This window comes from Paraburkholderia sp. BGA-UO-ETr-F21 (assembly GCF_059567925.1).
In genome coordinates this window covers 39,744-58,137 of record NZ_JCAQOY010000040.1, presented here as the reverse complement: position 1 = coordinate 58,137, position 18,394 = coordinate 39,744, and the positions used below count along the sequence as shown (strand labels likewise).

General features: G+C 62.1%; 17 protein-coding genes and 1 tRNA gene. 7 read left to right on the top strand and 11 right to left on the bottom strand.

Going from position 1 to position 18,394, the window contains the following annotated elements:
* Nucleotides 1-436 precede the first annotated feature (436 nt).
* From AC57B1_RS32595 to AC57B1_RS32580, 4 genes are all read right to left on the bottom strand, one after another.
* A complete protein-coding gene (locus tag AC57B1_RS32595; protein ID WP_496419811.1) occupies nt 437-3,442 on the bottom strand; it encodes a ribonucleoside-diphosphate reductase subunit alpha in 3,006 nt (1,001 codons plus the stop codon).
* Nucleotides 3,443-4,005: 563 nt separating this feature from the next.
* Nucleotides 4,006-4,602: a 1,6-anhydro-N-acetylmuramyl-L-alanine amidase AmpD gene (gene ampD, locus AC57B1_RS32590; protein ID WP_496419810.1), complete on the bottom strand. Its 597-nt coding sequence runs from the start codon at nt 4,600-4,602 to the stop codon at nt 4,006-4,008.
* On the bottom strand, nt 4,599-4,925 hold the full coding sequence (locus tag AC57B1_RS32585; protein WP_408352221.1) for a PP0621 family protein: 327 nt from the start codon (nt 4,923-4,925) through the stop codon (nt 4,599-4,601). The genes ampD and AC57B1_RS32585 overlap by 4 nt, the downstream gene beginning before the upstream one ends.
* Nucleotides 4,926-4,934: 9 nt before the next feature.
* On the bottom strand, nt 4,935-5,864 hold the full coding sequence (locus AC57B1_RS32580; protein ID WP_496419809.1) for a cytochrome C assembly family protein: 930 nt from the start codon (nt 5,862-5,864) through the stop codon (nt 4,935-4,937).
* 81 nt (nt 5,865-5,945) lie between these two features.
* Between AC57B1_RS32580 and ffh the strand changes: the two genes are divergently transcribed.
* Both ffh and AC57B1_RS32570 read left to right on the top strand, forming a co-directional pair.
* Nucleotides 5,946-7,313, top strand: a complete 1,368-nt coding sequence (gene ffh, locus AC57B1_RS32575) for a signal recognition particle protein (protein WP_091798975.1) — start codon at nt 5,946-5,948, stop codon at nt 7,311-7,313.
* A 112-nt stretch (nt 7,314-7,425) separates the two neighbouring features.
* Nucleotides 7,426-7,977 (top strand): hypoxanthine-guanine phosphoribosyltransferase, encoded by a 552-nt coding sequence (locus AC57B1_RS32570; protein ID WP_091798973.1) that lies wholly within the window; start codon nt 7,426-7,428, stop codon nt 7,975-7,977.
* Nucleotides 7,978-8,167: 190 nt separating this feature from the next.
* On the opposite strand, the gene AC57B1_RS32565 is transcribed toward AC57B1_RS32570, so the two are convergent.
* Together AC57B1_RS32565 and AC57B1_RS32560 are read right to left on the bottom strand one after the other, a co-directional pair.
* Nucleotides 8,168-8,767, bottom strand: a complete 600-nt coding sequence (locus AC57B1_RS32565) for a MarC family protein (protein WP_408186848.1) — start codon at nt 8,765-8,767, stop codon at nt 8,168-8,170.
* Nucleotides 8,768-8,779: 12 nt separating this feature from the next.
* Nucleotides 8,780-10,516 carry a proline--tRNA ligase gene (locus AC57B1_RS32560; RefSeq protein ID WP_408352224.1) on the bottom strand — a complete coding sequence of 579 codons (1,737 nt, stop codon included), beginning with the start codon at nt 10,514-10,516 and terminating at the stop codon, nt 8,780-8,782.
* Between the two features lie 304 nt (nt 10,517-10,820).
* Here AC57B1_RS32560 and AC57B1_RS32555 point away from each other — a divergent pair, with 304 nt between their 5' ends.
* Nucleotides 10,821-11,561 (top strand): RNA pyrophosphohydrolase, encoded by a 741-nt coding sequence (locus AC57B1_RS32555; RefSeq protein ID WP_408186850.1) that lies wholly within the window; start codon nt 10,821-10,823, stop codon nt 11,559-11,561.
* A 77-nt stretch (nt 11,562-11,638) separates the two neighbouring features.
* On the top strand, nt 11,639-12,196 hold the full coding sequence (locus AC57B1_RS32550) for a CNP1-like family protein (RefSeq protein WP_091798956.1): 558 nt from the start codon (nt 11,639-11,641) through the stop codon (nt 12,194-12,196).
* 136 nt (nt 12,197-12,332) lie between these two features.
* Here AC57B1_RS32550 and proB read toward each other — a convergent pair whose 3' ends face one another.
* From proB to AC57B1_RS32525, 5 genes are all read right to left on the bottom strand, one after another.
* On the bottom strand, nt 12,333-13,451 hold the full coding sequence (gene proB, locus AC57B1_RS32545; protein WP_091798953.1) for a glutamate 5-kinase: 1,119 nt from the start codon (nt 13,449-13,451) through the stop codon (nt 12,333-12,335).
* A 68-nt stretch (nt 13,452-13,519) separates the two neighbouring features.
* Nucleotides 13,520-14,641, bottom strand: coding sequence for an Obg family GTPase CgtA (gene cgtA / locus AC57B1_RS32540; RefSeq protein WP_408482545.1), 1,122 nt, complete (start codon nt 14,639-14,641; stop codon nt 13,520-13,522).
* Nucleotides 14,642-14,876: 235 nt separating this feature from the next.
* Nucleotides 14,877-15,140 carry a 50S ribosomal protein L27 gene (gene rpmA / locus AC57B1_RS32535; RefSeq protein ID WP_007180330.1) on the bottom strand — a complete coding sequence of 88 codons (264 nt, stop codon included), beginning with the start codon at nt 15,138-15,140 and terminating at the stop codon, nt 14,877-14,879.
* Nucleotides 15,141-15,165: 25 nt separating this feature from the next.
* Nucleotides 15,166-15,477 (bottom strand): 50S ribosomal protein L21, encoded by a 312-nt coding sequence (gene rplU / locus AC57B1_RS32530; RefSeq protein ID WP_007180329.1) that lies wholly within the window; start codon nt 15,475-15,477, stop codon nt 15,166-15,168.
* 79 nt (nt 15,478-15,556) lie between these two features.
* Entirely contained in the window at nt 15,557-15,733 is a 177-nt protein-coding gene (locus AC57B1_RS32525; protein WP_496419808.1) for a hypothetical protein, read from the bottom strand.
* On the opposite strand from AC57B1_RS32525, the gene AC57B1_RS32520 reads away from it, so the two are divergent.
* The 3 genes from AC57B1_RS32520 (at nt 15,717) to AC57B1_RS32510 (ending at nt 18,343) form a co-directional block, all read left to right on the top strand.
* The gene (locus tag AC57B1_RS32520) at nt 15,717-16,709 is read left to right on the top strand and encodes a polyprenyl synthetase family protein (RefSeq protein WP_011489900.1); all 993 of its coding nucleotides are present in this window, start codon (nt 15,717-15,719) and stop codon (nt 16,707-16,709) included. The genes AC57B1_RS32525 and AC57B1_RS32520 overlap by 17 nt on opposite strands.
* A gap of 48 nt (nt 16,710-16,757) precedes the next feature.
* Nucleotides 16,758-16,834: transfer RNA gene (locus tag AC57B1_RS32515), tRNA-Pro, on the top strand.
* 210 nt (nt 16,835-17,044) lie between these two features.
* On the top strand, nt 17,045-18,343 hold the full coding sequence (locus AC57B1_RS32510; RefSeq protein ID WP_177205063.1) for an HlyC/CorC family transporter: 1,299 nt from the start codon (nt 17,045-17,047) through the stop codon (nt 18,341-18,343).
* Nucleotides 18,344-18,394 lie beyond the last annotated feature (51 nt).

Genomic DNA, 18,394 nt, shown 5'->3' with positions numbered 1-18,394 from the left:
ACTCGTCGCGGTGGTCCGCGCTTGCTTCGCGCTTGCCCTACGTGTGCTTCGCATGTGCCTCGCATCTGCTGCTTCGTCAGTGCTGGCGAGGTGAAGTTCAATGCCATGTCGAGCGATGCATCGGGCCGGCTGCGTTGATCGACCCATCGATCGAAGCGTTTGCTGCGCGCACTGTGTCGCGCGCTTCGTCTGGTGCTGCCGACTGCTGACTGCCGATTGACCGCGTCACGATGGCCGGGTCACGATGACCGCGTCACGGCTTCAGTGACCTGCACTGCTTCGCTGCGTTGCGATGAGCGGCGCGCTTCCTGTTTTACTCGCTGCGCCGCTCATCCACTTCACTTCCACTTCTCTTCCATCTGCTTCGCCGCTCGCTGCATGCGGGTCATTACCTACTACCCGTCAGCAAGCAGCGATCCTGCTGCTTGCCCGCTACTTACTGACAAGCTTCGCACTCGTCGAAGCCAGGGTCGCCCGGACGCATCATGCACACCGGACCATCCGCTTCCGGCGCTGCTTCAACCGCGACTGCTGGCGCGGCCGCTGCAGCCTGAAAGCCACCTGCGGCACCGCCAGCCGCGCCGTTGTTCGCACCGAAACCACCTGCCGCGCCGCCCGCTGCGCCACCCGAACCTTCGCCGCCGCCCGAACTCACCGCGTTCAGCGCGCCGTGCGCCACCGTCGACTTCTCGACGTGGGTCGCCGCCATCGTGCGGAGGTAGTAGGTCGTCTTCAGGCCACGCACCCAGGCGAGCTTGTAGATCTCGTCGAGCTTCTTACCCGACGCGCCGCCCATGTAGATGTTCAGCGACTGCGCCTGGTCGATCCACTTCTGACGACGCGACGCTGCTTCGACCAGCCACTTCGGATCGACTTCGAACGCGGTGGCGTAGATCGCGCGCAGGTCGGCCGGAATACGGTCGATGCGCGAGAGCGTGCCGTCGAAGTACTTCAGGTCGGCGACCATCACTTCGTCCCACAGACCGCGCGCCTTCAGGTCGCGCACCAGGTAGTCGTTGACCACCGTGAATTCGCCCGACAGATTCGACTTCACATACAGGTTCTGGAAGGTCGGTTCGATGCAGGCCGACACGCCGATGATGTTCGAGATCGTCGCCGTCGGCGCGATCGCGACGCAGTTCGAGTTGCGCATGCCGTACTGGGCGATGCGCGAACGCAGTTCGGTCCAGTCCATCGACTCGCTCGAATCGACTTCGACATAACCGCCGCGCGCTTGCTCCAGCAGCTTCACCGAGTCTTGCGGGAGGATGCCGCGATCCCACAGCGAGCCACGGTAGCTGGAGTAACGGCCGCGCTCCTGCGCCAGTTCCGTCGACGCGTAGTAAGCGTAGTAGCAAACCGCTTCCATCGACGTGTCCGCGAACTTGACGGCTTCTTCCGACGCGTACGGCGTGCGCAGCAGATGCAGGCAGTCCTGGAAGCCCATGATGCCCATGCCGACCGGACGGTGCTTCAGGTTCGAGTTACGCGCCTTGGCGACCGCGTAGTAGTTGATGTCGATCACGTTGTCGAGCATGCGCATCGCCACGCTGACGGTGCGCTTGAGCTTGTCGTGGTCGAGCACGAGCGTGCCGTCGGCCTGTTCCTTCAGGTGGGCGACGAGGTTCACGGAGCCCAGGTTGCAGACGGCGATTTCGGCGTCGCTGGTGTTGAGCGTGATTTCCGTGCACAGGTTCGACGAGTGGACGACGCCGACGTGCTGCTGCGGCGAGCGCACATTGCACGGATCCTTGAACGTGATCCACGGGTGGCCGGTTTCGAACAGCATGCCCAGCATCTTGCGCCACAGTTGCGCCGCCGGGATCTTCTTGAACAGCTTGATCTCGCCGCGCGCGACCTTGTCTTCGTAAGCCGTGTAAGCCGTTTCGAACTCGGCGCCGAACTTGTCGTGCAGGTCCGGGCAGGTGGACGGCGAGAACAGCGTCCAGTCGCCGCCTTCCATCACGCGCTTCATGAACAGGTCGGGAATCCAGTTCGCCGTGTTCATGTCGTGCGTACGACGACGGTCGTCGCCGGTGTTCTTACGCAGCTCGAGGAATTCCTCGATGTCCAGGTGCCACGACTCCAGGTACGCGCACACCGCGCCCTTGCGCTTGCCGCCCTGGTTCACGGCGACTGCCGTGTCGTTGACCACCTTCAGGAACGGCACGACGCCTTGCGACTTGCCATTGGTGCCCTTGATGTGCGAACCCAAAGCACGCACGCGCGTCCAGTCGTTGCCCAGACCGCCGGCGAACTTCGACAGCAGCGCGTTTTCCTTCAGTGCTTCGTAGATGCCGTCGAGGTCGTCGTCGACCGTGGTCAGGTAGCACGACGACAGTTGCGAGCGGCGGGTGCCCGAGTTGAACAGCGTGGGCGTGGACGACATGAAGTCGAAGCTCGACAGCACGTTGTAAAACTCGATCGCGCGCGCTTCACGGTCGATCTCGTTGAGCGACAGGCCCATCGCGACACGCATAAAGAATGCCTGCGGCATTTCGATACGCACGCCGTCGTGATGCAGGAAGTAGCGGTCGTACAGCGTTTGCAGACCGAGGTAGCCGAATTGCAGGTCGCGGTTGTTGTCGAGTGCTGCGCCGAGGCGCTTCAGGTCGAACTGCAGCAGCTTGTCGTCGAGCAGCTCGGCTTGCACGCCGCGCTTGATGAACTGCGGGAAATATTCGGCGTAACGCTCGCCCATTTCCGTTTGCGTGACTTCCTCTTCGAGGATCTCACGGCGAATGGTATGCAGCAGGATGCGGGCGGTGACCTGGCTGTAAGCCGGGTCCTTTTCGATCATGGTGCGGGCAGCCAGGATGGCCGAGTCGTAGACCTGGCTCATCGGCACGCCGTCGTACAGATTCTTGACCGTTTCCGCGATGATCGGATCGGCGCTCACGGCGTCGCCCAGGTTCGAGCAAGCCAGTTCGATGACACCGCGCAGCGCAGCCAGATCGAGCGGACGCGTCACGCCGTTGTCCGTGACGTTCAGGCCCGGCGCGCTGGCGGCCACCTGGTCGTCATGGCCGCGAGCCTGCGTGCGTTTCTCGCGATACAGCACGTACGCACGTGCGACGTTGTGTTCGCCGCCGCGCATCAGCGCGAGTTCGACCTGATCCTGAATGTCTTCGATATGGAACGTGCCGCCGTTCGGGCGGCTGCGCACGAGTGCGCGCACCACGTTCTGCGTGAGTTGTTCGACCAGCTCGCGCACACGCGCCGACGCGGCGCCTTGACCACCGTTGACGGCCAGAAATGCCTTCGTCACGGCGATGGCGATTTTCGACGGCTCGAACGACACGACGCTGCCGTTACGACGGATCACCTTATAGTCGGCGAAGGTCGCTTGCGGCGCGAGCGCTTGTGCGCCTTGTGCCTGGCCGAAGGCCTGGCCAGTCGGTGAGCCCTCATACCGGGTCGTCACGTTGTCGGTGGTTTGCATGTGCAAAGCTCCTGGTCCTGGAAATGTTGCGGGAAGATCCGCGGATTAAAACGAACGCTGCGCCGCCGCGTGCGCAAGCGATGGGGTGCAGAAAAAAGGCCGGCTAAGCCGGGTGGCGGGATGCGACAGCGATGAAGCCTGATTCGAATTGATAACGGTCTTCGTCGTGTGTGTCGCGATCACTGGCTGAGCCCTTTTCCTGAATGTTTTCTGGATGCCGCCGGTGGTCAATCCGGCCGCGCCACAGGAATTTTTTTCGCTGCCTGGAATGCTTGCGGCGCCATGCTCGGGAGCGGGGCGCCGCGGACTTATACACTCGGTTATGCACTCAGTTATTCACACGGTTATGCACAGCCGAACACAAGATGTAGTGCAGAACCGAATTTCTGGCACCAAGTATAGTGGAGATTCGAGACAGGTCAAATCGTTTTATTTGCTTTCGAAGTCTTGACTTTTGGATAGCGCAACGCGAACAAGGCGCGCAGCCGACTCCCCGGAGAACAAGGCAGCGCCTTGCTCTCCTCGCATCACGCGAAGTCGCGCGAAGAGTCGCGAAAGGGTCGTTACGGCGTTTTGGAAAACTTGAGATAGGGGAAATACTGAGCACTGAGCGAAGTGTCGCGCTGCAGACGCGGCCACTCGAAATGCGGACCTGGATCGGTCTTGCGACCGGGAGCGATATCAGAGTGACCGGCGAGCGCCTCGACCGGATAGCGCGCCTTGAGCGCGTTCACAAGCGCGCCGAGCGTGCGGTATTGCGCCGCTTCGAAAGGCGTGGTGTCACTGCCTTCCAACTCGATACCGATCGAGAAATCATTGCAACGCTCGCGGCCGAAAAAATTCGACGGACCGGCGTGCCACGCGCGCTCGTTGCATGACACGAACTGCTCGAGCGCGCCGTCGCGATGAATCACGAAATGCGCCGACACCCTCACGCCGCGCAGGTGCGAGTCGTAGTACGGGTGAGCGTCGCAATCGAGCGTGTTGAGGAACAGTTCGGCAATCGCGGTGCCACCGAACTCGTTGGGCGGCAGGCTGATGTTGTGGACGACGATCAGCGTCGGCACGGCCTCTTCGGGTCGTGCTTCGAAATTCGGCGATGGCAGTTTGCGTGCGGCAGCGACCCAACCGTCGGCATCGACGGTGAACTCGACGCTCATCGAGCGTCGCGGCCCGTAGGTCGTGCGCCGTGACGCTGCGCGTGCGCGGCGCTGCAGAACGGCTGCCCCGCCACCACCACGGAATCGCTTTTCGGCGCGTGCACGCCGCATTCGACGCAACGGATCATCGGCTCGGCGAGTTGCGCCGGCGCGGGAGCGGACGCGCGCGCGCCGCCGTTCGAACCATTCGGGCCTTTCGCACCCGCGGCGCCATTAGCGCCGGTGCCGCTGCGTTGAGACGCCTGCGCGTCATGACGACGTAGCGCCTTCACCAGCCACTGGCCGACGATGAACAACAGGATCAACAGAAATATTTGTCGCATGGGACACGCTCACACTACAGCACGGTGCAACAGCACCTCGAAGACAAAACGGCTGCCGACGTACGCCAGCAACAGCGCGACGAACGACGCCAGCACCCAGCGCAATGCCGCACGGCCGCGCCAGCCGGAAACCTTGCGCGCGGTCAGCAGCGCGCCGAACATCACCCACGAAAGAATCGCGAACACGGTCTTGTGATCGAGTTGCAACGCACGGTCGACCAGTTGCTCGCTGAACAGAATGCCTGACACGAGCGTGAGCGTCAGCAGAACAAAACCCGCGCCGATCAGACGGAACAGCAGTTTCTCCAGCGTGAGGAGCGGCGGCAGCGTATCGAGCCAGCTCGATAGCCAGCCATTGCCCGCCGCGGCCGTATGCCGCTGCGCAATGCCACCGCGCATGGCATGCAGACGCCGCTCGACCAGCAGCATCAGAACAGCGTGCAGCGCCGCGATCGCGAACAGGCCATACGCAATATTGGCGATCAGAAAATGCAGCTTGAACATCGGCGCGGCGGAATACGGCAGCACGCGCACGCCGTTGAACGCCAGCGGCAACAAGGAAGCGATGCAGGCGAGCGGCAAGACCAGCAGGCGCAGACCGTCGAGCGGAAAGAAAAAACTCTCGATCCAGTAGATGCCGGCGCCGAGCCAGAACATGGCCGACAGCGCGAACGCGAAACCGAACACCATCGCGTTCTGTGGAAAGATGGTGGTATGCAGCAGTACGCCATGAGCGAGCAGCGCCACGAACAGCAGCGCGCGGCCCGAGCCGCTCATGCCCGAAGCGGCCGGCGGTGCCGACAGAGGCGCCGCGGCGGCCGGCACCGCCGGCACGCTTTCGAGCATGGGGCGCACGGCGGCGTGCCGGTGCGAGCGCCAGCCGGCCACGGCTAAACCGCCGTAGAGGAGCGCAGTGAGGGCATACAGTACAATATCCATATTCGAAGTTTACACTAGGCCCCTACTCCGCGACGTCTTCCGCTTCGCGCGCTGCCCGGGCCGCACTGTTCATCGCTCCCCATGCTCGACAATCTGACTCAACGGATGGCGCGCGTCGTCAAGACGCTGCGCGGCGAAGCCCGGCTCACCGAGGCGAACACCCAGGAAATGCTGCGCGAGGTGCGTCTTGCGCTGCTCGAGGCCGACGTGGCGCTGCCCGTCGTGCGCGAGTTCATCGCCAAGGTGAAGGAAAAGGCGCTCGGCGAGGAAGTCATCAGCAGCCTGTCGCCCGGCCAGGCGTTGGTTGGCGTGGTGCAGCGCGAGCTGACCGCGATCATCGGCGGCGACTACGAAGGCAAGGCAGTCGAACTCAACCTCGCCGTCACGCCGCCGGCCGTCATCCTGATGGCGGGCCTGCAAGGCGCCGGTAAGACGACCACCGTCGGCAAGCTCGCCAAGCTGCTGCGCGAGAAGTACAAGAAAAAAGTACTGACCGTGTCGTGCGACGTTTACCGCCCTGCCGCTATCGCGCAGCTGAAGACGGTGACCGAGCAGGTCGGCGCGGATTTCTTCCCGTCCGAGCCGGATCAGAAGCCGGTCGACATCGCGCGCGCCGCCGTGGACTGGGCCAAGCGCCACTATCACGACGTGCTGTTGGTCGACACGGCCGGCCGTCTCGGTATCGACGAAGCGATGATGAAGGAAATCACCGCGCTGCACACCGAGCTGAAGCCGGCGGAAACGCTGTTCGTGGTCGACGCGATGCTCGGCCAGGACGCGGTGAACACCGCTAAGGCCTTTAGCGACGCGCTGCCGCTCACCGGCGTGGTCCTCACCAAGCTCGACGGCGACTCGCGCGGTGGCGCGGCGCTCTCGGTGCGTCACGTCACGGGCAAGCCGATCAAGTTCGTCGGCGTCGCGGAAAAGCTCGACGGCCTCGAAGTCTTCTACCCGGACCGCATGGCGAACCGGATTCTCGGCATGGGCGACATTCTCGCCCTCGTCGAAGAAGCACAACGCGGCGTGGACGTGCAGGCCGCGCAGAAGCTCGCCGACAAGGTCAAGAAAGGCGGCGACTTCGATCTGAACGATTTCCGCGCGCAACTCACGCAAATGAAGGGCATGGGCGGCCTGTCGTCGCTGATGGACAAACTGCCCGCGCAATTCCAGCAGGCGGCCGCCGGCGCCGACATGGGCCAGGCCGAAAAGCAGATGCGTCGCATGGAAGGCATCATCAATTCCATGACGCCGCTGGAGCGCGCGAAGCCCGATCTGATCAAGGCCACGCGCAAACGCCGCATTGCCGCGGGCGCGGGCGTGCAGGTGCAGGAAGTCAACCGCATGCTGAATCAGTACGACCAGATGCGCACCATGATGAAAAAGCTCAAGGGCGGCAATCTGCAAAAGATGATGCGCGGGATGAAGGGCATGTTGCCCGGCATGCGCTAAGCTTTAGCAAGACGGCGGCGCGCGGCTGACTTCAGCTTGTGCGGGTTTGCTCTGTACCGCGCGCCGCCGATCTCACTCACACTATGTATACAGTTACCGCCCGTCAGACGTCATGAACCGCGAAGAAGCCCTCCACATTTTTAGCCACTCCGAAGAAATCGTTTCGGCCGAAGACGTCAACGCGTCGATCAGCGGCATGGCGGCCGCCATCCGCGACGAGATGAGCGAGGACTTTCCGCTCGTGCTGTCGGTCATGGGCGGCGCGGCGGTGTTCACCGGCATGCTGTTGCCGCACCTCGATTTCCCGCTCGAGTTTGACTACATCCATCTGACCCGTTACCGCAACACCACCAAAGGCGGCAACGAGATGCAATGGCGCGTGGCGCCGGCGGAGTCGGTGAAGGATCGCGTCGTGCTGGTACTCGACGATATTCTCGACGAAGGCGAGACGATGGCCGCGATCCGCGATCGTATCCTCGCCATGGGCGCGAAGCGCTTCCTGAGCGCGGTGCTGTGCGAGAAGATCATTCCGAAGGCCAAGCCGCTGCGCCCGGATTATTGCGGGTTCGAAGTGCCGGACCGTTATGTGTTCGGCTGCGGGATGGATGCGAAGGGTTACTGGCGTAACCTGCCCACGATTCGCGCGCTGACAGAAGGCGCGTAAGTTACCTGATTTTCTCGCCGCCGCGAGGTGTATCGCGGCGTGACGAGGAAACGAAAAAGCGGCCCTCACGGGGCCGCTTTTTTTTCATGGGAGATCGCGGGGCTTTGCGCTGCGCTGTCCGCGTTGTGTTGTGTTGCGTTGCGCCGAGAGTTGCGACGCGCGGATCACCTCGCGCGACAGCGAGCGCCTTTCACAGTTGATGCACGAATGACCGGATACCTCCGAGCATCATCTCAACTGAAATCGCCACCAGCACGAGGCCCATCAAGCGTTCGAAGGCCATCATGGCACGCTCGCCGAGCCACGCCTGAATGCGCTCCGCCAGCATTAGCACGATCGCGCAGACGACCATCGTGACGGTTAGCGCGCCAATCCACTCGAACATCTTGCCGGGCGCCTGGGATGTCAGCAGCATCACGGTGGCAAGCGCCGAGGGTCCCGCGAGCGCCGGAATGGCGAGCGGCACGATCAGCGGTTCTCCGCCACGCGTGTCGCCGCCGAATGGACCATCCGGATGCGGAAACACCATTCTGAGCGCAATGAGGAACAGCACGATCCCGCCACCGATACGCAGCGACTGGTCGGTCAGGCTCATCATGCGCAGAAAGCCGTCGCCGACCACCATGAAGATCAGCAGGATCGCAAAGGCGATCGCCACCTCGCGGAGAATGACGATCGTGCGCCGCTTCGGCGACACCCCGCGCAGACAACTGATAAAGAGCGGAATGTTGCCGAGCGGATCCGTGATCAGAATCAGCAGGATGGTCGCGGACAGGAAGGTGTACTCCACCGTCCGCTCCGCTTAGCTCGCCAACGCTGCGCGAACCTTCGCGATCACCGCTTGCGCGGCCTCTTCGACCGGCAGCAGCGTCGCCTCGGCGTCGCGGCGGCCCTGGTATTCAAGCTTGCCGTCCTTGAGGCCACGGTCGCCGATCACGAGACGATGCGGCACGCCGATCAGCTCCCAGTCGGCGAACATCACGCCGGGGCGCTCCCCACGGTCGTCGAGAATCACGTCGATGCCCGCTTCGACCAACGTTGCGTACAGCTTGTCGGCCGCTTCGCGCACGGCTTCGCTGCGGTCATAGCCCATCGGGCACAGCACGACTTCGAACGGCGCGATCGATTCCGGCCAGATAATGCCCTTGTCGTCGAAATTCTGTTCGATCGCCGCGCCCAGAATACGCGTGATACCGATGCCGTAGCAGCCCATTTCCATCGGCCGCGGCTTGCCGGTTTCGTCGAGGCACGTTGCGTTCATGGCTTCGGAATACTTGGTGCCGAGCTGGAACACGTGGCCCACTTCAATTCCGCGGCAGATGTCGATCACGCCCTTGCCGTCCGGCGACGGGTCGCCCTTTTTCACGTTGCGAATGTCGGCGACGACCGGTTCCGGCAGATCGCGGCCCCAGTTCACACCGGTGGTGTGGTAATCCACCTCGTTCGAGCCGACCACGAAGTCGCTCATGTTCGCGACCGTGCGATCCGCCACGACCTTCACCGGCTTCTTCGTGTTGATAGGACCGAGGTAACCCGGAGGCGTGCCAAACGTTTCGATGATCTCAGCCTCGGTCGCCATGCGGAAGTCGGCCAGACCCGGCAGCTTGCTCGCCTTGATCTCGTTCAGATCGTGGTCGCCGCGCAGCATCAGCAACCAGATGGTCGGCTCCGCGCCTTCGTTCTCCGTGGCGAGGATGATCGACTTGATCGTGCGCTCGAGCGGAATGTTCAGCAGTTCGGCCACCGCTTCGCACTTCGCCTTGCCCGGCGTGGCGGTCTTCTTCAGCTCCTCGGCCGGCGCCGCGCGTTCCGCGTAGAGCGGCAGCGCTTCAGCCGCCTCGACGTTCGCGGCGAATTCGGAGGTCGGGCAATAGGCGATCGCGTCTTCACCGGTCTCGGCGATCACGTGAAATTCGTGCGAACCGCTGCCGCCGATCGAACCGTTGTCCGCCGCCACCGCGCGGAAGTCGAGGCCGAGGCGCGTGAAGATGCGCACGTACGCGTCGTACATCTTGCGATACGACTCGCGCAGACCTTCGATGTCCTTGTCGAACGAGTACGCGTCTTTCATGATGAACTCACGGCCGCGCATCACGCCGAAACGCGGACGGATCTCGTCGCGGAACTTTGTCTGGACCTGATAGAAGTTCACCGGCAACTGGCGATAGCTCTTGATCTGATTGCGCGCGATGTCCGTGACCACTTCTTCGTGGGTCGGTCCCAGCACGAAGTCGCCTTGCCTGCGATCCTTGAAGCGCAGCAGCTCGGGACCGTATTTTTCCCAGCGGCCCGATTCCTGCCACAACTCGGCCGGCTGCACCGACGGCATCAACAACTCGATCGCGCCTGCCCGGTTCATTTCTTCGCGCACGATGGCTTCCACCTTGCGGATCGAGCGCAGGCCGACCGGCAGGTAGTTATAGATACCGCCGGCGACACGCCGGATCATGCCGGCGCGCACCATAAGCTTGTGGCTGACGATCTCTGCGTCGGCGGGAGCTTCTTTCAGGGTACCGATAAAGAAACGGGAAGCTTTCATTCAGATTTTCCAAAAGCGGCGGCTCCGGAGGGACCGCCCGAAAGGTGAAAACGGTGGGGGAATCGGCACAGACCCGGCTCAGAGCCGGCACGGTTCGCCTGACATCGGCACACGCGCTACCCGAGCGCGATGCCGAAGCCACCGCGCAAAGCCTTTGCACAAGGGATAAGGCACGGAAAGACTGTCAGGCTACCGCAAACGCGGGCCTTTTGCGGCGAATCGTTCCATTCTGGTGCGAATCGGTGCGTCGGGTCCGTTATCTGTTTATAATCAAAGCAATTTTAAAGGATTCGAAGGTGGTTGTATGCTGGATCGTGAAGGCTTTCGCCCGAACGTCGGCATCATCCTCTTGAACGCGCACAACGAGGTGTTTTGGGGCAAACGGCTCCGTGAACATTCCTGGCAGTTTCCGCAAGGGGGCATCAAGTACGGAGAGACCCCCGTGCAAGCGATGTATCGGGAGTTACACGAAGAAACCGGGCTGCTTCCTGAGCACGTCAAGGTGATCGGTCGCACGCGCGACTGGTTGCGTTACGAGGTGCCTGACAAGTTCATCAAGCGCGAAGTACGCGGTCATTACCGCGGCCAGAAACAAATCTGGTTTTTGCTCCGGATGGTTGGACGCGACTGCGACATCTGTTTGCGCGCCACCGACCACCCTGAGTTCGATGCATGGCGCTGGAACGAGTACTGGGTGCCGCTCGACTGTGTGATCGAGTTCAAGCGGGATGTATATCAGTTGGCGCTGACGGAGCTATCCCGTTTCATGCGCCGGGCTGCGCCGCGTGCGGAAAAACCTGGCGGGCACCATGGGCCGCGTTATCCCCGGATAGCGTCGTCAATGGAAAGTCCGCCGGATTCCACGGTAATGACGGTGACTTCTGTGACCACCGTCAGTATCGAAACATCGGTTCACGTAGCGATCGCGTCCGATTGCGGTCCGGGTTCCGGGGCAACGGCGGAAGTAGGCGCTGCGCCGGAACACGAAGACGAATCGGCAGGCGAAACGGCCGGCTCGTTGTTCCGCCCGGGCGTGCGCAATTAACAACTCTGTGCGGCTGTCCACGCCGCCTCTCCCTGGCGCGGCTCGTCGAGCCGCGCCAGTGCTTCGAGGAAATCATATTGAAAGCACTTGCTCTCGTCGTGGCGTGCGTCGCCACCGGCGCCCTGCTGGCTGGCTGTTCGAGCGCCGGCAAACCTACCAATAAAGACGACAGCGCGTTCACGTATTTGCTGGACCGCCAAGGCAACTGGGTAGAGAACAAGGTGGACACGCTCCCCCCGCTGCCGCAAGACTCGAATCTGCTGCCTTTCGAAGTCTCCGGCAATACGCCGTTGCAGTTCGCGGTCGACCGGAATTCGCTCAGCGTCGGAACGGACGGAGTGGTTCGCTTTACCGTCGTCGTGGCAAGCCCGAGCGGCGCTCGTAACGTAATCTACGAAGGGATTCGCTGCGACACGTATGAGTGGCGCCAGTATGCGGGCCTGAATTCGGATCACGACGGCTGGGACACGACGGTCGCGAACGATTTCACGCGCATCGAGAACGGCGCGCTGAACGCCTATCAGGCGGCGCTGTATCAGGATTATCTGTGCGCGAACAAGATGCCGATGGGGAATGCGAAGTCGATTCTGGAGAACATCCGGTACAAGCGTACGGCGAGTTCGTTGATTCACTGAGGCGCTTTGCTGAGCGCGCTTTGAATTTGAGCGCGCTTAAGTCGTAGACAAGAAAAAGCCGTTCCAGCTTCCGCTGGAACGGCTTTTCTGTTTGCCGTGCTTGTGCGTGCGCCCTGCGCCTGCGCCGGTTACTAACTCAGACCAGCACCAGGTTGTCGCGATGAATCAGCTCCGGCTCCAGCATATAGCCGAGCACCGACTCGATTTCGCCACTCGGACGACGTTGAATCAGCTTGGTTTCAGCACTGCTGTAGTTCGTCAGGCCGCGCGCGACTTCACGCCCCGCGGCGCTCAGACAAGCAATCACCTCACCGCGCGCAAACGCGCCCTGAACGCCGACGATACCAATGGGCAGCAGGCTCTTGCCGCCTTCGGTCAGTTTTTCGACCGCGCCGTCGTCGATCACGACATGGCCGCGCACTTGCAGGTGATCCGCCATCCATTGCTTGCGCGCCGCCATCCGTGCGGTGCGCGCGATCAACTGCGTGCCGATCGCCTCGCCTGAGGCCAACCGTGACAACACGTCCGCTTCGCGCCCGCTTGCGATGACGGTATTTGCGCCACTGTGGGCCGCGCGCTTGGCGGCGAGAATCTTGGTCAGCATGCCGCCGCGCCCCAGACTCGAGCCCGCGCCGCCCGCCATTGCTTCGAGTTCCGGCGCGCCGGCATCGGCCTGCTGGACGAGCGTGGCGGCCGGATCCTTGCGCGGGTCGGCGGTGAACAGCCCTTGCTGATCGGTGAGGATGACGAGCGCATCGCCCTCGATCAGGTTCGCGACGAGCGCGCCTAACGTGTCGTTGTCACCGAATTTGATTTCGTCGGTGACGACCGTGTCGTTCTCGTTGATGATCGGCACCACGCCCAATCGAAGAAGCGTGAGCAGCGTGGAGCGCGCGTTCAGATAGCGTTCGCGGTCGGCCAGGTCGGCGTGAGTCAGCAGAATCTGCGCGGTCTGGATGGAATGCTCGGCAAAGCGGCTTTCGTAGACCTGCGCGAGGCCCATCTGCCCGACAGCCGCGGCCGCTTGCAGTTCGTCGATCTCGCGCGGCCTTTTGGTCCAGCCGAGCCGTTGCATTCCTTCGGCGATGGCACCCGAACTGACGAGCACCACTTCCTTGCCTTGCGCGCGCAGGGCGGCAATCTGTGCGGCCCAGCGGCCGATAGCAGCATGATCGAGGCCGCGCCCGTCATTCGTGACGAGGCTCGAACCGACTTTCACTACCAATCGCCGTGAATCTGCGATGACGGAACGCATTGTGCGCGGTCTCCAAGATGACGCGTGTGCAGACCGGCAGCCCTTTCGGGCGCCGGCGCTCGAGCTTCTTATTCCTGCGGGTCGATGCTGGCGTTGTCCGCCGCGGGCGGGGCTTCCGGCTTGTCGCGAAAACGTACGTCGGCGGCGAGATCCTCGGCTTCAGCCGCGCGCTGCGCGTCCGAATGCGCGGCGATGTGGTCGAACACCGCATAGCAAAGGTTTTCACAACCCTGCCCGGTCAACGCCGAGATTTCGAACACCGGACCGTCCCAACCGAAGCCTTCGAGGAATGCCGACACACGCGCTTCGCGCTCGTCTTCCGGCACCATATCCAGCTTGTTCAGTACCAGCCAGCGCGGTTTTTCATACAGCAGCTCGTCGTACTTGCGCAGTTCGTTGACGATCGCCTTGGCTTCCGCGACCGGATCGACCGATTCGTCGAACGGTGCGAGGTCGACGATGTGCAGCAACAAGCCCGTGCGCTGCAGGTGACGCAGGAACTGATGGCCGAGGCCCGCGCCTTCCGCCGCGCCTTCGATCAAACCAGGAATGTCCGCAATAACGAAGCTGCGGCTCGGTCCGACACGCACCACGCCGAGATTCGGCGCGAGCGTCGTGAACGGATAATCGGCGATCTTCGGCCTTGCGTTCGACACTGACGAGATAAAAGTCGACTTGCCGGCGTTCGGCATGCCGAGCAGACCGACGTCCGCCAGCACCTTCAATTCGAGGCGCACCATGCGGCGCTCGCCCGGCTTGCCGTCTGTCTTCTGACGCGGCGCGCGGTTCGTGCTGGACTTGAAATGCAGGTTACCGAGACCGCCCGCGCCGCCCTGAGCAATCTGCACGCTCTGGTTGTGCTCGGTCAGATCGGCGATCAGCTCGCCGGTCTCCATGTCGGTGATGGTGGTGCCGACCGGCATGCGCAGCGTAATGTCGTCGCCGCCCTTGCCGTAGCAGTCCGCGCCGCGGCCGTTTTCGCCGTTGCGCGCCAGGTGTTTCTTCGCGTAGCGGTAGTCGATCAGCGTGTTGATGTTGCGGTCCGCGACCGCGATCACGCTGCCGCCCCGCCCGCCGTCGCCGCCATCCGGGCCGCCGAACGGAACGAATTTCTCGCGGCGCATCGACGCGCTGCCATCCCCTCCGTCGCCGGCGATGACTTCAATCCTCGCTTCGTCAATGAACTTCATGCGTAACTCCGTCCCGTGGTGTGCTGCCAGATAGTGCTGCTAAATTTGGTTGCTACTGGATGATGCTATTTTGCCGCGCCCGCCGGGCGCTGATCAATCGGCCGAACAGCATAGGCGCGCGGCATGGGCGCATGCATTCACGCCCATCTCGTCCGGCAAAAACCGCCGGAATAAAAAAAGCCCCGCTAACTTCGCGGGGCCTTTTTCCGGTCCTGAAGCCCGTGCCTGAGTAAACTCAGACTGCTGCCGGGACGACGTTGACCATGTGCTTCTTCGCTGCGCCCTTCGTCGAGAAATTGACGTGGCCGTCCGTCAGCGCGAACAAGGTGTGATCCTTGCCGATACCGACGTTTTCGCCCGGGTGCATACGCGTGCCACGTTGACGAACGATGATGCCGCCAGCGTTGATAGCCTGACCGCCGTAGACCTTCACGCCAAGGCGCTTCGATTCGGAGTCGCGGCCGTTGCGGGATGATCCGCCTGCCTTTTTGTGTGCCATTTGATTTGCTCCTTAACCGGTGCGCTTACGCGTTGATCGCGTCGATGCGCAGTTCGGTATAGTTCTGGCGGTGGCCGCCATGCTTCTGGTAGTGCTTCCGGCGACGCATCTTGAAGATGGTCACTTTTGCGTGACGACCTTGCGACACGACGGTAGCCTTGACGGAAGCCCCACTGACCAGCGGCGTACCGAACTTAATCGATTCGCCTTCGCCCACTGCGAGAACCTGGTCGAGCGTGATTTCAGCGTCAATGTCTGCCGGTATCTGTTCTACTTTAAGTTTTTCGCCGACGGCAACTTTATACTGCTTGCCACCGGTTTTTATGACCGCGTACATTGAGAACCTCACTCTGTGTTCATTTTTCCCACGCACCGCGCGCGGAAACCCGTGATTATACATAGAGTTAGCTGCTCGGTCAAAACTCATTGAGCGCCGCCGCGCCGAGCGCCCGGCGCCTTGCCGCACGCCCCGGCGCGCGGCTCTGCCACAGCCCCGGAACGCGCCGCGCCGCAGCCAGCGACCCGGAACTGTCGCGATTCGCCTTATAATTCGCGGCACTACCCAATTCAGCCATCATGTCGTCGACTGCCACCCCCTCCTCCAACGCCGCCAGCCTGCTTGCTCCGATCGCCGAAGACATGCAGCAGGTGAATCGCGTCATTCGGCACCGTCTTGCGTCCGACGTGATGCTGATCAACCAGATTTCCGAGTACATCATCAGTGCCGGCGGCAAGCGGCTGCGGCCGGCGTTGCTGTTGCTGGTGGCCGGCGCGCTGGGTGAAACCACGGGGCACCGGCACGAACTGGCGGCGGTCGTCGAATTCATCCATACGGCTACGCTGCTGCACGACGACGTGGTCGACGAATCCGACCTGCGGCGCGGTCGCCAGACCGCCAACGCGCTGTTCGGCAACGCCGCGAGCGTACTGGTGGGCGATTTCCTGTATTCGCGTTCGTTCCAGATGATGGTCGGCGTGGGCAAGATGCGCGTCATGGAAATTCTGTCCGAGGCGACCAACATCATCTCCGAAGGCGAAGTGCTGCAACTCCTCAACATGCACGACGCCGACGTGGACGAAGCCCGCTACATGCAGGTGATCCGCTACAAGACCGCCAAGCTGTTCGAGGCAGCCGCCCAACTCGGCGCCGTGCTGGCCGGCTCGGACGCGAAAACCGAAGCGGCCGCGGCGGAATTCGGCCGGCGCATCGGCACCGCGTTCCAGATCATGGACGACTGGCTCGACTACACGGGCACGGCGGAATCAATGGGCAAGAACGCGGGCGACGACCTTCGCGAAGGCAAACCCACGCTTCCGTTGATCTATCTGATCGAACGCGGCACACCGGAACAATCGGCGCTCGCGCGGGAAGCAATCGAACAAGGCGGCACGGACCGGTTCGACACCATTTTCGAGGCAATCACGCGTTCCGGCGCGCTGGATCACACGCTCGAATGCGCGAAGCAGGAAGCTCAGGCAGCCGCCGCAGCAATTTCTTCGTTTCCTGATTCCATTTTCAAAGATAGCCTGCTAGAATTATGTTCTTACTCGACGGCAAGACAGTCTTGAACGAGACTGAAACGCTGACTTAGTCTGAATCGAGTTCGCAGTACAAATCGGGGTGTAGCTTAGCCTGGTAGAGCGCTACGTTCGGGACGTAGAGGCCGGAGGTTCGAATCCTCTCACCCCGACCAGATTCGCCTTGTTAGTTCAAGGCTCAAAAAACCGCCCAGCTTGCTCGGCGGTTTTTTGTTTTGGGTCGCGCATATTGCTTCGCTTCACAACCGCGCTTGCCCTGCAGCGCCACTACCGCCGCCAGTCCTGTCTTCAGCCGCCAAGCCCGGCGGCTCGCGCAAGTCCCTCTGCTATATTCTCTCCATCCTTTCCCCTATCCTTCACGACGCGTGGAACAACTTCCCTTATGGGCGCAGATCGGCGCCGTCTTTCTGCTGCTCATCTGCTCGAGTTTCTTTTCGAGTTCCGAAACGGCCATGATGGCGATCAATCGCCATCGCCTGAAACATCTTGCCAACCAGAATGCGCTCGGCGCAAAGACCACTCAGGGGTTGCTCGCTCACACCGATCAACTGCTAAGCGTCGTGCTGATCGGCAACAACCTCTTCAATACGATCATTCCGGTGCTCACCACCTCGATCGCGCTGCACACGTTCGGACGTAACAACCTGGTGCTGTCGATCGCGACCGGGATCGTCGCGTTTCTGATCATCGTGTTCGCGGAGATCACGCCGAAGATCATCGGCGCGACGTTCCCGGAAAAGGTCGCCCTGCCGGCCAGCCTGCTGATCGCGCCGATGATGCGCGTCGCCAAACCGCTCGTCTGGTTCGTCAATCTGTTCGCGAACGGCATCTTGCGCGTGTTGCACATCAATACGAAAGGCGGCCACGATCAGCGGCTGTCCACCGAAGAACTGCGCACCATCGTCCTCGAGTCCGGCAGCTTCATGCCGACCAAGCACCGCAGCATTCTGCTGAACCTGTTCGATCTCGAAAACATTTCCGTCGACGACGTGATGATCCCGCGCCGCCGTATCGAGGCACTCGACTTCGACGCGCCGTTCGAACAGATTCTGCATCAGCTGGAAACCTGCTATCACAACAAGCTGATCGTCTATCAAGGCGATATCGACCGGGTGCTCGGCGTGCTGCACGTACGCAAGACGCTGGCCGCGCTGCACAACCAGGAACTCGAGCGCGAGACGCTGCGCGAATTGCTGGCCGAACCTTACTTCGTGCCGAGCGGCACACCGGTGTTCCAGCAACTGCAATACTTCCAGGAGAGCCGTCATCGCACGGCGCTGGTCGTCAACGAATACGGCGAGTTGCAGGGCCTCGTTACGCCGGAAGACATCATCGAGGAACTGATCGGTGAATTCACCACGTCGATTCCGCGGAGCGCCAATTCGCGCGGTGGCTGGAACGAGAACGGCGAATGCATCGTGGCAGGCAGCATGCCGCTACGCGAGTTGAACCGCTGGCTACATCTCACGTTGCCCACCGACGGGCCGAAAACGCTCAATGGCCTGATCCTCGAAATTCTCGAAGACATTCCCGACGGCGACGTGTGCGTACAGATCGGCGAAGTCAAACTCGAGGTCATGCGCAGCGACGATCAGGCGATTCGCACCGTCAAGCTGTTCAGGCCGCCGGTGCGCGCAAAAACCGGCAAAGTGTTGCGCGGCTAAGCGACACAGCCAGATACGACACACAGCAGCATCGCACACAGGCGCAACGTG